Below are 13,405 nucleotides of genomic sequence, written 5' to 3'. Positions count from 1 at the left end.
CTCTTATGACCCTCCTCCTCATCCAGATGTCCGTCGTTCTCGGCGTCACCATTGTCTGCGGATGGCTGGCGCGCAAGCTTGGGCAGGCGCGCGTGATTGGCGAGATTATTGGCGGCATCCTGCTGGGGCCGTCCGTGCTGGGGCGGATTTCACCTCACGCTTCAGCAGCGCTCTTCCCAGTGGCTTCGTTGCACTTGCTGGACATGCTTTCGACGGTGGGGCTGATTCTGTATTTATTTCTGATTGGGATGGAGCTGGACTACGAGCAGCTTTCCGCACATCGGAAAACTGCGGTCATCTCCAGCGCAACCAGCATTTTCGTTCCCTTTTTCGTAGGCGCCCTGCTGGCTCATTCACTTCGTATCCGCTTCGCTCCGCATGGAATCGGCAGCATTCCCTTCGTCATCTTTCTCGGCATCGCCATGAGCATCACGGCTTTCCCGGTGCTGGCGCGCATTCTGGAAGAGCGCGAACTGCAGAGCACTCCACTGGGCGTGACCGCGATCCTGAGCGCGGCAGTCAATGACCTGATCGGCTGGCTATTGCTGGCGCTCGCGCTGGCACTGATCGGCGCCGACGGCGGCTCGGCTTCACTGCCGATTCGGCTTGCCGGACTGGGCGGATATCTCGTGCTGATGCTCGGCATCGTTCGCCCACTGGCTGCACGGGCGGTAAAGATGCGCAAGAAGCCGGGGCTTTCACTGGAGCTGCTGGGCGCGATCATTGCCGGAACGCTGGCTTCGGCTGCCGCCACGGAGTGGATCGGGATTCATCCACTGTTTGGCGCGTTTCTTGCCGGGGTCTGCTTCCCGCGCGTTCCTGAGTGGCAGACGGCGCTTCGGGCGCGGCTGGACATGATTACCTCGGTCCTGCTGCTGCCGTTGTTCTTCGCCCTGACCGGGCTACGCACGCGGCTCGATCTGCTGAATGACGTGGCGATGTGGTGGTGGAGCGGGATTGTGCTCGTGGGCGCGGTCTTCGGCAAGATGGGCGGCGCTGCGCTGGCCGCGCGCTGGACAGGGCAATCGTGGCGCAACGCCGCAGCACTGGGCGCTTTGCTGAATACGCGCGGCCTTGTAGAGCTAGTGGTGCTGAACATCGCTTACAACGTTGGCGCGTTTTCGCCGACCCTTTTCACCATGCTAGTGGTAATGGCGCTACTAACGACGATGAGCACGACGCCGATTCTGAACCTGCTCGGCGTAAAGAATGGAGATGTTCAGGACGAACGCGCGAAGAGCCTGGAAACGACTGCGGCCTAGTGGCACACCAATGCGAATAGCGTCAATCTATGACATTCACGCAAACCTTCCTGCGCTTGAGGCCGTACTTGAAGACATCCGACGGGTAGAAGTAGATAGGATCGTCGTTGGCGGTGACGTATTGCCCGGCCCCATGCCACGCAAAACAATCGCGCGGCTGCTCGACCTTGACGTTCCTGTACAGTTCATCCACGGGAATGGCGACCGCGAGGTGCTGGCGCAGATGGAAGGCAAGGAAACAGACTGGTTTCGCACGGCTCCGGAACAGTGGCGAGAGCCTGTGCGGTGGGCAGCGCAGCAGCTTCATTCGGAAGACAAACAGCTTTTAGCGAGTTGGCCGGATTCTCTTCGTATTCAGATTGATGGATTAGGTGAAGTGCTGTTTTGCCACGCTACTCCGCGCAACGACACCGAGATATTTACGCGCCTCACGCCTGAAGACTGTCTCTTGCCTGTTTTTGATGAACTCGGCGCGCAAATAGTCGTATGCGGCCATACTCACATGCAGTTTGATCGGGTTGTGGGAGGCGTTCGGATTTTGAATGCCGGCAGCGTGGGAATGCCTTTTGGGGAGCCGGGGGCGTACTGGCTTCTGCTTGGGCCCGATGTTCAGTTCCTACGCACGCCCTATGACCTTGAGAATGCGGCAGCTAGCATTCGAAGCACCAAATACCTGCAAGCCGAGGACTTTGCGGTACGCAATGTTCTGCATCCTCCATCAGAAAAAGAAATGTTGGAGGCATTTGGCCGGGTTGCATTGGGTTAGACAGTGTCAGGCTTAAGGGTGACCATTGGGGACGCGCGCCTTCAGGCGATCGATGACAAACTGTGGCACCAGTCCTTCAATCGACCCACCGAGGGTGAAGACTTCTTTCACCAGCCGCGAACTGACAAAGGAATACTTGCCGTCGGGCATAAGGAAGATGGTTTCCAGGTCCGGCGCGAGACGGCGGTTCATCAGGGCCATCTGCAGCTCGTATTCGTAATCGCTGATAGCGCGGATGCCGCGCATCACCGCCTGCGCGTGCTGCTCGCGGACAAAGTCGACGAGCAGGCCGTCAAATGTGGCTACGGACACATTGTCGAATCCGGCGAGCGCTTCGGTCAGCATCTCTTCGCGTTCTTCGACTGTAAACAGAGGGTTTTTCGACGAATTTCTGAGGATGGCCACAACCAGATGGTCGAATATCTTCGACCCTCTGGCGATGAGGTCAAGATGCCCGTTCGTGACCGGATCGAAGCTGCCCGGATAGATGGCTTTTACAGTATTCACGCCAGAAGAATTGTAGCCGCGATCCAGGAAGCACACAATTTCATGGCCACAGATAAAACGGCAGGCATTAAGCCTGCCGTTGAAGTTTGAGGGCAGCTGAAAACTTACTGTCGTCTTGCGGGCCTGACCGCTTCCTGCGCGGCGGCGGCTCCGTTGACTGGAACCGGAGGAAGTTCTGTCGGAGCGGGAGCGCCGATTTTCAGTTTCTGGCGCAGTTCGGTATTAATCTTTTCGAAGGTTTCCTTGTTGTCCTTGAGGAAGGAGCGGACGTTTTCGCGGCCCTGGCCGATGCGCTCGCCGCTGTAGCTGTACCATGCGCCGGACTTCTCGACGATGTTGTTGTTCACGGCCAGATCGAGCACATCGCCTTCGCGCGAAATGCCTTCGCCGTAGAGGATGTCGAACTCGGCTTCGCGGAAGGGCGCGGCCACCTTGTTTTTTACAATCTTGACCTTGGTGCGCGCACCGACGACCACATCGCCTTCCTTCACGGCGGAGATGCGGCGGATGTCGATGCGGACGGTTGAGTAGAACTTGAGGGCGCGGCCTCCGGTGGTGGTCTCCGGATTGCCGAACATGACGCCGATCTTTTCGCGGATTTGATTGATGAAAATGAGGCAGGTGCGCGACTTTGAGACTGTCCCGGTAAGCTTACGCAGCGCCTGAGACATAAGACGGGCCTGCAAGCCAACGTGCGAGTCACCCATTTCGCCGTCGAGCTCGGCCTTGGGGACAAGCGCGGCCACTGAATCGACTACGAGTACATCAATGGCACCGGAGCGAACGAGTGCCTCGGTAATTTCGAGAGCCTGTTCGCCGTAATCGGGCTGCGAAACGAGCAGGTTATCGACATCCACGCCCAGCTTTTTTGCATAACCAGGGTCGAGCGCGTGCTCGGCGTCAACGAAGGCCGCCATGCCACCGTTCTTTTGCGCTTCGGCGATGATTTGCAGCGTGATGGTCGTTTTCCCCGAGGATTCCGGTCCGAAGATTTCAATCACGCGGCCGCGGGGCACTCCGCCCACACCAAGCGCGGCGTCAAACGAGATCGAGCCGGTAGAAATGGTCGAAATGGGCACCACGGCTTCTTTGCTGCCGAGGCGCATAATGGAGCCTTTACCGAATTGCTTCTCGATCTGCGAAAGCGCCAGTTCTACGGCGCGGGTACGGTCATCTGCCACAATATTTCTCCAGTTTTAGGCGCTCTTTAGCGCCAGAATACGCGTGTTTTGTGAGGAAAACGTGTCGTTTTAAGGCGATTCTAGCAGTCATTTGCCGGCGGGCGAAGAAAAATCAAAAACTTTCGTAATCTTGCCATGTTTAACGCTGTTCTTGAGAACGGATGTCCATCTTTCGGATCAGGCCGTCTTCGAGTGTGTAGACATGCTCGACCATGCTGTCGGAGAATAGCTTTCCTTCCATATCGTGGACGACCTGGTGCACGGTGACGACAATGCTTCCGTCCGGCTCTGTCCTGAAGCCTTGCGGTTCCACGTTTGAGCTGACGGCTTTAAACTGGCGTGTCCAGTAATCGCGAACGGCTCCATGGCCGTGAACACGGCCACCCTCCCAGCCGTTCGGCCAGTCGACATCCGGGTGCATGGCTGCAAGCACGGTGTCGATTTCTCGGCGATTGAAGGCGGTATAGATGTGGCGAAACGTCTCAATCGTGGCCGATGATAGGTTCATTGCTTATTTGTATCCTTTTTACCGCAAAGGACGCCACGGTTGTGCAAAAGTACACAGAGGAAAACTTCTTCACCACCCTTCGACTACGCTCAGGCAGGCCCCGTTATCTTTTGAGCAGATCCACTGGTTCGTTCACATCTGTCACCCGGAAGTACTGCGCCAGCGAAGGATACTGTTTTCTGACTGCTTCGTATATTTCCCATGCCACCCGGCGGTAGGAGAAGTGACCCTGCTGTTGGCTTCGCAATTCGGAGATGTAGAGAGCTTCGGCAAAGTCCATTTTGAAGAGGGCGCGTATGCGTGTGCCCAGCGGCAGGAGGTAGTCGGCAGATTCGGTTCCCAGTTTGTCGTGGGAATTGTGGGCGGACTGCACTGCGGCCTCATACTGCAATTGCAGGCCGGCTTCGGCAACGCCTTCGGGGATGGCGTATCCGTGGGCAGTGGTATAGCGCTGCAAGACCTGGATGCAGCGGCGGTGACGGTGCATGTCGCGGAAGCCGCCGATGTCCATGAGAATATCGAAGCGCAAGGTTTGTCCGGCAGAAAATTCGCGCAGCAGCTCATCGTGCTTGCTGCGATGGCGCGTGCCCAAAGCGATGAGTTCGTTGATTCGGGCTTCGCTAAGGGATGCAACACGGTTTCGGAGCTGACGGTACGGATAGTGGCACGATCCATAGAGCAGCGTCGTTGCGATTTCGACTTCGAGGGATTCTGCGCGTTCTACGAGATCTACAAGTGGAGCAGGTTGGATGGCTTCTCCCTGCATAAGTTCGGCGGCAGCTTGCAACAGTTCGCGTTTGGTCTCGATCTCATAACTATTGGACGCGGCGTATTTGACTAGCGTAGGCGCGGTTTTCACTTCGCGGGTCAGCAGGGCTTCAGCTTTGGCTCCCAGAGCTGGGTCGAGCGCGGCAATCTCACGCTGCAGGCCAGCCAACTCTTCGGCGTGGACGTTCCAGGCTGGTCCGGTAGCGGCGGCGCGCAGACGCTCTCCGAGTTCGCGGATTTCGGCATAAGGGCTCGACAGCAGGCGCGAGACCTGGGTTTCCAGCGTGCGCGCGTTCACGATCTGGCCTAGCGAGGTGTTGGTTGCCAGCGGCAGCAGGTAGCGTGCCACGTCGAATGCCCGTGCTTTTAAAGTCCGGTCGTAGCTTTCCTGCTTCATTTCGTTTGGCCTGGCGACCTGATTTTTCAGCGACTCAAACATGCCTTCAGCAAGTTCGTGATAGGCGGTAAACAATCCTTCAATGGATTCGCGGTAGAGTTGGGCTGCGTCGCGGTCGGTGCCAAAGTCGGGCATGTACCAACTGCTCTTCTTGAAGTTCTGATATCGTGTTGAGCGTTCCTGTCCGTCCCAGCGCTGCTCGTCGACGAGCGAGATGGCGGCGAGCAGCGATAGGCGCTCGACGGCGAAGGCGATATGGGCCAGATCAGCGATGGAGCGGTGGCCGTATTGGAAATAGAATGTGTTGAGAAACTGTTCAGCGCGCTGGCTGCTGATTTCTTTGAGAGACTCCTTCATCGAGAGCGCCGAGCGCGAATACTTGGCCATGGCGTAGGCCAGCACCTCCGGGTCGGCGCCGTGAACGGCAAAAACTTCTGTCTGGTTTTGAGGCTCGGCGCGCATGACGACTACGGGTTCAGCAACGGTTTCTGACATGTTGGCCACCAGAATACGGCATTTGCCTCTGGAAGAGATGGCACAATCCCGGAAGGTTACCGCGGTGTTGCAACTGCAACGAGCGGTGGCGCGTCCCATGTCTCAGAACCGGCCCGAAATGAAGGACATACTATCTGAGACCAGTCACCGGCCATGGCCGCTGCCCCGCACAGCGTGGGCCATGACACAACGCTGGAATGATCTTCTCTTCGCACACTGGCCGGTTCCTCCCATGGACTTGGCGCATTTGCTGCCTCCAGGGTTGGTTGTGGACACCTTTGACGGGTCGGCATGGGTAGGGGTGGTTCCGTTCTGGATGGACCGCATCCGGCTGCGCGGCATGCCGCTGATACCCGGTGCCAATCATTTTCCGGAACTGAATTTGCGGACCTATGTGCGCGAGCGCCACTCGAACTTGTCCGGCGTCTACTTCTTTTCGCTTGACGCGGCGAACCCGGCGGCCGTAGCCGTTGCTCGTACTTTCTTCAAACTGCCCTATTACTGGGCGCATATGAAAATTGAATCTGAAGATCAGCGCGAGTTCCGGTATCAGAGCACACGCCTGCTTACGCTTGACCATGTCCGCTTTCGCGCGCGCTACAGGAGCCTGCAGCAGGCGAGCGCGAAGGGGGGCATCGAATCATTTCTGACAGAACGCTACTGTCTCTATACGACGGACAAGCGCGGCACGCTGTATCGCGGGAACATCCATCACATGCCATGGCCGCTGGAGATGGCTGAGGCGGAAATTGAGATCAACGAGCTGCCGCAGGCGCATGGGATTCATCTGCCGGACACGAAGCCGTTGCTGCACTATGCGCGCGAGCTGGTGGTGTATGTATGGCAACTGGAATTGCTGCCTGCTCTGGCGAAACATGCGGCGGCGCAGGCTGTTCCGGCGGCGAAGCCTTTGTAGTTGCGAGTCTTATGTTGCCTCCCACCATTTGCTCCTCACCCCATCACGCGAACACCGCGCGTGAGTGGACCCCGATCCGCAAAGGATGGGGCACCCGTAGTCTGTGGCTAAGCTTCTATAATTTCGTTTTGCGAATTCAGAAAGAAAGTTGAGAAGTGCTGTGCCGTCATTGGAAGGAAAAGTTGCGCTGGTCACTGGGGCATCGCAAGGGATTGGGCGAGCGTGCGCCATTGCGCTGGCGCGCGCTGGAGCCAGTGTTGCCGTTGCCGCGCGCAATGAGTCGAAGCTGAATGAAGTTGTCGCTGAGATTGCCACTGATGGAGGCACGGCGAAGGCTTTTGTGCTGGATGTTGCGAGCGAGGAATCAATCAAAGCAACGGCGAAAGCCGTGCTGGAGCACTTCGGCAGCGTGCACATTTTGGTCAACAACGCCGGCATCACAAAAGACACGCTGCTGCTGCGCATGAAACGCGCGGACTGGGACGACGTCATCAATACGAATCTGACGGGAACGTTTCTGCTGACACAGGCGCTCATCAGTTCCATGATGAAGGCGCGCTGGGGACGGATCATCAATATTTCAAGCGTGGTCGGTGAGACGGGGCAGGCGGGGCAGGCAAACTACGCTGCCAGCAAGGCCGGGCTGATCGGCTTCACCAAGTCATTGGCGCGCGAGCTGGCTTCACGCAACATCACAGCGAACGCTGTCGCTCCGGGATACATTGAGACGGCGATGACGGCGGTGCTCGATGAAAAACAGCGCACGGCAATGCTGGGTCAGATTCCGCTGAACCGTCCGGGGACGGATGAGGACATCGCCCATGCCGTTCGCTTCCTGGCTTCGGATGACGCTGCTTACATCACCGGACATGTGCTGGACGTAAACGGCGGCATGTACATGTAAACTTGCCGTTTAGGCGGACGCGCCTGCGGCGCCATTCTTCAACATTGATGCAGCCGTGCTTTCTTTATGAGCGGTCACACCTTGTTCAGGGTTTGGACGGAACGTGCGAAATATGCTGTTCATCCGGTGGAACAAGGGCTTTGCAAGCTGCGTCGAACAGGCGAATCATGAAGACAGGTAAATCATCCATGAGCGTTTGCGCCTTTTCTTTTGTCGTGGCCCTTGTGGCGGGATTGCAACCATGTGGCGCCGCGCAGACCGCGGCTCCTCCCGCGCCGGATGTAAAGCCGGCGGTGGTTGCGGAGTTGTTCACTTCAGAGGGATGCTCGAGTTGTCCTCCCGCGGACGCGCTGCTGGCGGAGCTTGACCGGAGAAAAACCTTCGCGGGTGTTCCCATCATTGTATTGAGCGAGCATGTGGACTACTGGAACCACGACGGATGGCACGATCCGTTTTCCTCTGAGCTTTGGACCGAGCGGCAGAATGACTACAACCAGCGCTTTCGACTGGAAAGCGTCTACACGCCGCAGATGGTGATTGATGGTATGCAGCAGGTAAACGGCAGCAATGGCCCGCAAGTATCTCAGGCCATCGAGAAGGCTGCGGCGATGGCGGGAAAACTGCAGATCGAGATTAGCGGCGCTTCGTGGGACGGCAATGTGCTTCACGCCACGATTTCTGTGCCGGAACTCTCTGCACAGACAGCAAAGGGCACAACTCTCTATGCTGCGCTGGCCGATGATGAGGACACGTCGAACGTGGCCAAAGGTGAGAACTCCGGCAAAACGCTGACCCATGTGTCCGTGGTGCGGGTGATGCAGAAGATCTTTTCACTGCACGGACCGTATTCGGGACCGGTTGAAGTCAAGCTGCCTCATGGCGTAAGCCATGACAAAATGCGGCTGATTATTTTTGCCCAGAAAGGGCAGAACGGCGAGATTTTCGGGGCGGCGCAACAGGAGGTTTGAACCTCTCGATTGTTTTAGACAATCGCCCGCGAAAGACTGGAACGCGGTTTTCTGCGCTTCCCCAGTTCAGCATTGAGTTCTGCCCCGATGAGCACAGCGAGCGCGCTGATATACAGCCACAGCATGAGACCAATCACGGCTCCGAGCGAGCCGTAGGTCTTGTTGTAATGGGCAAGATGGTCCAGGTAAAAACTGAGGCCGAAGGAGCCGGCAAACCACATGCCTACAGCGACCGCCGCTCCCAGTAGCGTAGACCAGAAGGTGTGCCTTGCATGCGGACCGAGATAGTACACCAGCTCCAGGGCGGCGACAAAAGTGGCAATAGTAATGGTCCATCGCAGCGCTGGCCAGCCGTGGGCGAAGATACCAGGCACAGGGAAAACCATAGCCAGCAGGTGGCCGAAATGTGGTCCGGCAACGATGGCCATCAACGAGAGCAGCCCCAGTCCGCCGACAGTAAATGTGAGCAGCAGCGCTTGCAGCCGCTCGCGCCACCATGGGCGGCAATCCTGGACATCGTATGCGATATCAAGAGCTTCAATGAGTTCGGAAAAACCGCTGGTCGCCGACCACAGATAACCCAGAATGCCGAAAGAAATAAGTTTGGCATGGCCCGGTTCGAGAAAACTGAGAACAACTTTCTGAACCAGATGCATTGAATCTGGTGGAATGAGAGCCGCCAGAATGGTAAGCAGCTGGCTCACAAGGGCCGTAACCGGCAAATACCAGAGCAGTGAAGCGAAAAGAATAAGCAGTGGCGCAAGAGAAAAGGTGAAGTAAAAGGCCAGAGCGGCCGCAGCGGTAAAAACGCGCGTCCGCCACAGCTCATTGTAAACAAGGGCGATAATGCTGCCTGCGCTCTGCAAAAAGCGCGTTGTCCTGACCCGCAGCTTTTCTGCAACGATCATGCGTCCAGCCTGTTTTGCATGGATGCACCTTACCGCCCATGGTATGCGCGAGATTGCCATCTTTATTGCCCTGGCGCAAATAACTACGCGCTATATGCTGGCAATAAAAGAACGAACAGGAAAAGCAAATGGCAAGTTTCCGCGGAAAATCTGGCAGGTAATGAAGTAAATCCCTTTGCCTGGATGAACCCTTGATGGTTCAGGCGAAGTAATGATTACGAAATACCGAAAAAAATACTTGCTTCGCCCCTATCAACGTGTTAACTATGCAGGCAATAATAAAACAAACCACCTTTTGCAGTGCAGAAAAGGGGAATGTGGACATAGGACCACAATTATGAAAATTGGAATAACCATTAGGGGTTATCGGTTGCAAAAAGGGTTGTCGCAGGGTGATATAGAAAAGCGCACCGGCCTGCTGCGCTGTTACCTGTCGAGAGTGGAAAACGGTCATACCGTTCCCTCGCTCGACACTCTCTCCAAGATCGCAAGCGCGTTGGATTTACCGCTCTCACAATTTTTCGCCGAGGATACGCTCGGACGGGAACTGGACACACACCGGCTCTCGGACGACGAGCTTCGCTTTCTTACGCAGATACGCCGCTACTCTTCTAACCTGAACGACAGTGATCGCAAGCTGCTGCTCGCCATGGTGAAGAAGTTCGCGACGACAGCTGTTCGCTGAACCTCCACCCTGGCCGCTCTTACTATTGCCCAGGTTACATCGTGGTCAATGCCCCACCCGAAGCATGAAGGGTGGGGTATTGCTGTTTCCCTTCCTGGTCAATTCCATTCATGAAAGTGCGAATGGAGGCATTCACCAATAAGCGGTTTATGTTATAAACCAACCCGTGGAGAAGTACGACCGTCTCGCTTATCTGACCCGGCACTATTACGACCTTCAGGGACTGCGCCTGGCGCCTCTTTGGTTTGCGGGCTCGCTTATTGCGCCGATACGCTCCCAATTCGGATTTGCGGGCAGAGTGGCCATCATCATTGGAGTACTTATCGTACTTCCACTGTGGTTCTGGCAGATGGGGCGTTATTATCGAATGCACTTTGGATGGCTGAAGCCTGATTTACCCCTGTTCGCCAGAAGAACGCCGGTACGATGGTTTCAATGGGTGCTTCTGATTGCGTTTTTTGCGGTACTCGTAATGCCCGGAATCATTTCCTCCCGCCCAGGTAGGCCCTCCACCTGGATCCCTTTCTACATTGCCTTTACGGTGAGCATTTTCTTTTTGATTCGGAAGCCCCGAGAGCAAGAACGATCTGTTGTAGCGCGGGCGTAGCGCTCCTGATCGTAATCGGGGTGCTTGGATTATTCAGAGTGGGGAATCCGCTGATACTTTTCGCGGCAATGTGCGCAACCATGCTCGCTCTCGCGATTGCGGATCACATGCTCCTGCTGCGTCTGTTTGGCGATGCTGGCGAAGAAGTAGATGCCTGAAAAGCCCTTTGAATTCCCTGACGTGAATCGCACAATTCACGAACCGGCGCGGCTGGCCATTCTTACTGTGCTCTCGTCGTGTGCTTCTGCAGACTTTCTCTTTCTGCAAAAGACCACTGGACTCAGCAAGGGAAATCTTTCAGTGCAGCTCACGCGGCTGGAAGAAGCGGGACTCGTTTACATCGATAAGACTTTCAAGGGGAAAAAGACGTTGACCACCGCGGAGTTGTCGAGTGAAGGAAAGCGGCAGCTCGATGATTATTGGCTCACAATGAAAACGATAAAGAAGCGCAGCGGACGTTCATCTTACTAGAGTCTGTTATCTGCCGCCCATATAAAACGAGTGGACGCCGAAGGCGACGAGCAACAGCAGGAAGCCCATGCCCAGCACAGCAAACCACCGGCGGCGCAGGAAAACTTCACGCCTCGCGCCGATGCGGGGCACAAGCGGCACGGCGAAAGCGAGTCCGCTCAGGAAACCGCCTAAGTGGGCCATGTTGTCGATCTGGATTGAGGTGCGCGCGACCCAGGTCCCTGCGCCGATGACGAAGTTCAGCACGGCAAACCAGATTACGCTGCGGCGCAGGCGCTGCACTTCCACCCGCGGCAGTGGCAGCAGCGGCGACTTGAGCAGCACGATCAGCGCTCCGGCGAGGCCGAAGACCGCGCCCGAAGCTCCCGCGCCTACGATGCCGCTTCCGCCACCGGGTACGCCTGGATGAACAGCCGTACTGAGCAGATTGCCGGCGATTCCGGTAAGAAAATAAGTGGCCGCCATGCCGAAGGGTCCCATGAGCGGCTCGCCCAGCAGGCCGAGGTTCCACAGGCACCACATATTGGTGGCCAGATGAATGATGCCGATGTGCACGAAGGTCGCCGTTAGCAGACGCCACCATTGATCCAGAACAAGCACATAGGGCCCATAGTCGGCGCCCCAGTTCAGTAGCTGCTCAGGCGTTGGTCCGAGGATGGAGACGCCGCTGAAGAGCATTCCCAGAAAAACGGCGCAGTTGATGCCGACCAGGATATAAGTCGCGGGCGCGTAGGCCCAGCGCGGCCTGTTCCGCTGTGGCGGTGGAATGGGTTGCGGCTGGGGCTGGTAGTAATACGGCTGCGGCCTCTCCGCCGCTTCAGGACTTCCCTCAGGAGGCAGAATTTCGGGTTCAGCGTGCGCCGCATGAAACGGGCCGCCGTTGCCGCTGTCGTTCTGCCATGAACCGCTCATAATCCGACTCAACTTATACCTTAACCCAGTTTCATCGGCTCCGCTGTCGCGCTAATGATTCACCTCGAAGGACAGCCCGTACTTCAAATGATTGAATCTCAGTGAATACAAGACTGGCTTTGTGGCCAACCTAAGACAACATCTGCAGTAGGGACTGCATCTCCTCAGCTAAAAGTGTATTGGTCTGGTACCCCTCTAAACCTATGTTGATTGTTTTCTAAACCATCTAAGTACGTCAGAAGGGCAGCGAGGGGAAGGCGTACAGTAATGAAAATCCAGAGTGGCGACAGCTCTTTCGCGCCCTTACGGCAATGGGACACTCCTCGCTTCGAGGGCCACAGTGTTCAATTCTATGAAGATGATTCCTTCCTGCTGGAAGAGGTGGGCCGGTTTCTTGGCTCAGCCCTGGGATCGGGCGACATTGCTCTTGCCATTACCACCGAAGCCCACAGGATGGGCCTTTATACCACCCTGCGAGATCGCGGTATAGATCCAGGCCTGGTCGCCGCCAAACGCTTTTTCTGGCTGGATTCGGCTGAGTTGCTGAAGGAATTCATGGTGGACGGCCAGCCCGATGCGGGCCGTTTTCTTAAAGTCGTTGGCGACCTTATCAGCCGCGTGGGGCACCCAATAGGCGGAGAACAGCGCCGCATCGCGGTTTTTGGCGAAATGGTCGCCATTTTATGGGCGGAAGGAAATCATGAGGCGGCACTTCGCCTGGAAGAGCTTTGGAACGTACTGGCCCAGACCCATGCCTTTCAACTGCACTGCGCTTATCCTATTCATCTTTTTTCGCAGCCGGAAAGCGCAAGTCTTTTCTCCCACATCTGCGCCGAACACTCCGCCGTGACGCCGACGGAACAATATACGGCCTCGTTGAACGCTGAAGAGCGGCTTCGCGCCATCGTTCTGCTGCAACAGAAGGCGCAGGCGCTCGAAGCTGAAATCGGCGAGCGAAAGAGGACGCAGCAGGCGCTGGAAGAAAGCGAAGCCGAGCTAAAGGACTATCTTGAGAATGCTGCGATCGGCATGCACTGGGTTGCCGCTGATGGCACGATTTTGTGGGCCAACAAAGCTGAATTGTCGCTCACCGGCTATGAGGCGCATGAGTACATCGGCCATCACATCTCTGAGTTTCATGCTGACAGAG

The 13,405-nt window shown here is 56.6% G+C and carries 14 protein-coding genes; 8 read left to right on the top strand and 6 right to left on the bottom strand.

Annotated features, from left to right (window positions below; all coding sequences use genetic code 11):
* The first annotated feature begins 5 nt into the window (after positions 1-5).
* Together VEV40_RS01595 and VEV40_RS01590 are read left to right on the top strand one after the other, a co-directional pair.
* Positions 6-1,262, top strand: a complete 1,257-nt coding sequence (locus tag VEV40_RS01595) for a cation:proton antiporter (RefSeq protein WP_324829652.1) — start codon at positions 6-8, stop codon at positions 1,260-1,262.
* A gap of 10 nt (positions 1,263-1,272) precedes the next feature.
* A complete protein-coding gene (locus VEV40_RS01590) occupies positions 1,273-2,028 on the top strand; it encodes a metallophosphoesterase family protein (RefSeq protein ID WP_324829650.1) in 756 nt (251 codons plus the stop codon).
* A 12-nt stretch (positions 2,029-2,040) separates the two neighbouring features.
* Here the strand turns inward: VEV40_RS01590 and coaD are convergent, their stop codons facing one another.
* From coaD to VEV40_RS01570, 4 genes are all read right to left on the bottom strand, one after another.
* Positions 2,041-2,535 carry a pantetheine-phosphate adenylyltransferase gene (coaD, locus tag VEV40_RS01585; RefSeq protein WP_324829648.1) on the bottom strand — a complete coding sequence of 165 codons (495 nt, stop codon included), beginning with the start codon at positions 2,533-2,535 and terminating at the stop codon, positions 2,041-2,043.
* Positions 2,536-2,639: 104 nt separating this feature from the next.
* Complete coding sequence (recA, locus tag VEV40_RS01580; protein WP_324829647.1) at positions 2,640-3,716, bottom strand: recombinase RecA; 1,077 nt, start codon at positions 3,714-3,716, stop codon at positions 2,640-2,642.
* Positions 3,717-3,855: 139 nt separating this feature from the next.
* Positions 3,856-4,224 carry a nuclear transport factor 2 family protein gene (locus VEV40_RS01575; protein ID WP_324829646.1) on the bottom strand — a complete coding sequence of 123 codons (369 nt, stop codon included), beginning with the start codon at positions 4,222-4,224 and terminating at the stop codon, positions 3,856-3,858.
* A gap of 103 nt (positions 4,225-4,327) precedes the next feature.
* A complete protein-coding gene (locus VEV40_RS01570; RefSeq protein WP_324829645.1) occupies positions 4,328-5,884 on the bottom strand; it encodes an FAD-dependent thymidylate synthase in 1,557 nt (518 codons plus the stop codon).
* Positions 5,885-5,921: 37 nt separating this feature from the next.
* Between VEV40_RS01570 and VEV40_RS01565 the strand changes: the two genes are divergently transcribed.
* The 3 genes from VEV40_RS01565 (at position 5,922) to VEV40_RS01555 (ending at position 8,672) form a co-directional block, all read left to right on the top strand.
* Entirely contained in the window at positions 5,922-6,800 is an 879-nt protein-coding gene (locus VEV40_RS01565; RefSeq protein ID WP_324829644.1) for a DUF2071 domain-containing protein, read from the top strand.
* A gap of 160 nt (positions 6,801-6,960) precedes the next feature.
* Positions 6,961-7,704, top strand: coding sequence for a 3-oxoacyl-[acyl-carrier-protein] reductase (fabG, locus tag VEV40_RS01560; protein WP_324829643.1), 744 nt, complete (start codon positions 6,961-6,963; stop codon positions 7,702-7,704).
* A 167-nt stretch (positions 7,705-7,871) separates the two neighbouring features.
* The gene (locus VEV40_RS01555) at positions 7,872-8,672 is read left to right on the top strand and encodes a DUF1223 domain-containing protein (protein ID WP_324829642.1); all 801 of its coding nucleotides are present in this window, start codon (positions 7,872-7,874) and stop codon (positions 8,670-8,672) included.
* 14 nt (positions 8,673-8,686) lie between these two features.
* Here the strand turns inward: VEV40_RS01555 and VEV40_RS01550 are convergent, their stop codons facing one another.
* Positions 8,687-9,580 carry a YihY/virulence factor BrkB family protein gene (locus VEV40_RS01550; RefSeq protein ID WP_324829640.1) on the bottom strand — a complete coding sequence of 298 codons (894 nt, stop codon included), beginning with the start codon at positions 9,578-9,580 and terminating at the stop codon, positions 8,687-8,689.
* A gap of 337 nt (positions 9,581-9,917) precedes the next feature.
* Here VEV40_RS01550 and VEV40_RS01545 point away from each other — a divergent pair, with 337 nt between their 5' ends.
* Entirely contained in the window at positions 9,918-10,265 is a 348-nt protein-coding gene (locus VEV40_RS01545; RefSeq protein ID WP_414637769.1) for a helix-turn-helix domain-containing protein, read from the top strand.
* Positions 10,266-11,022: 757 nt separating this feature from the next.
* Entirely contained in the window at positions 11,023-11,343 is a 321-nt protein-coding gene (locus VEV40_RS01540) for a transcriptional regulator (RefSeq protein WP_324829637.1), read from the top strand.
* 6 nt (positions 11,344-11,349) lie between these two features.
* Here the strand turns inward: VEV40_RS01540 and VEV40_RS01535 are convergent, their stop codons facing one another.
* Positions 11,350-12,255, bottom strand: a complete 906-nt coding sequence (locus tag VEV40_RS01535; RefSeq protein ID WP_324829636.1) for a rhomboid family intramembrane serine protease — start codon at positions 12,253-12,255, stop codon at positions 11,350-11,352.
* A gap of 267 nt (positions 12,256-12,522) precedes the next feature.
* Between VEV40_RS01535 and VEV40_RS01530 the strand changes: the two genes are divergently transcribed.
* On the top strand, positions 12,523-13,405 hold an 883-nt coding region (locus VEV40_RS01530; RefSeq protein WP_324829635.1), incomplete at its 3' end, for an MEDS domain-containing protein.

This window comes from Alloacidobacterium sp. (assembly GCF_035631355.1).
Taxonomy (GTDB): domain Bacteria; phylum Acidobacteriota; class Terriglobia; order Terriglobales; family Acidobacteriaceae; genus Alloacidobacterium.
The sequence above is the reverse complement of the archived record's forward strand: the minus strand, read 5'-3'. Positions and strand labels throughout refer to the sequence as shown.

Coding starts and splice junctions, on each gene's coding strand:
- VEV40_RS01595 (WP_324829652.1), top strand. CDS start 6: ATGACCCTCCTCCTCATCCAGATGTCCGTCGTTCTCGGCGTCACCATT.
- VEV40_RS01590 (WP_324829650.1), top strand. CDS start 1,273: ATGCGAATAGCGTCAATCTATGACATTCACGCAAACCTTCCTGCGCTT.
- VEV40_RS01575 (WP_324829646.1), bottom strand. CDS start 4,224: ATGAACCTATCATCGGCCACGATTGAGACGTTTCGCCACATCTATACC.
- VEV40_RS01570 (WP_324829645.1), bottom strand. CDS start 5,884: ATGTCAGAAACCGTTGCTGAACCCGTAGTCGTCATGCGCGCCGAGCCT.
- VEV40_RS01565 (WP_324829644.1), top strand. CDS start 5,922: ATGGCACAATCCCGGAAGGTTACCGCGGTGTTGCAACTGCAACGAGCG.
- VEV40_RS01555 (WP_324829642.1), top strand. CDS start 7,872: ATGAAGACAGGTAAATCATCCATGAGCGTTTGCGCCTTTTCTTTTGTC.
- VEV40_RS01550 (WP_324829640.1), bottom strand. CDS start 9,580: ATGATCGTTGCAGAAAAGCTGCGGGTCAGGACAACGCGCTTTTTGCAG.
- VEV40_RS01545 (WP_414637769.1), top strand. CDS start 9,918: ATGAAAATTGGAATAACCATTAGGGGTTATCGGTTGCAAAAAGGGTTG.
- VEV40_RS01540 (WP_324829637.1), top strand. CDS start 11,023: ATGCCTGAAAAGCCCTTTGAATTCCCTGACGTGAATCGCACAATTCAC.
- VEV40_RS01535 (WP_324829636.1), bottom strand. CDS start 12,255: ATGAGCGGTTCATGGCAGAACGACAGCGGCAACGGCGGCCCGTTTCAT.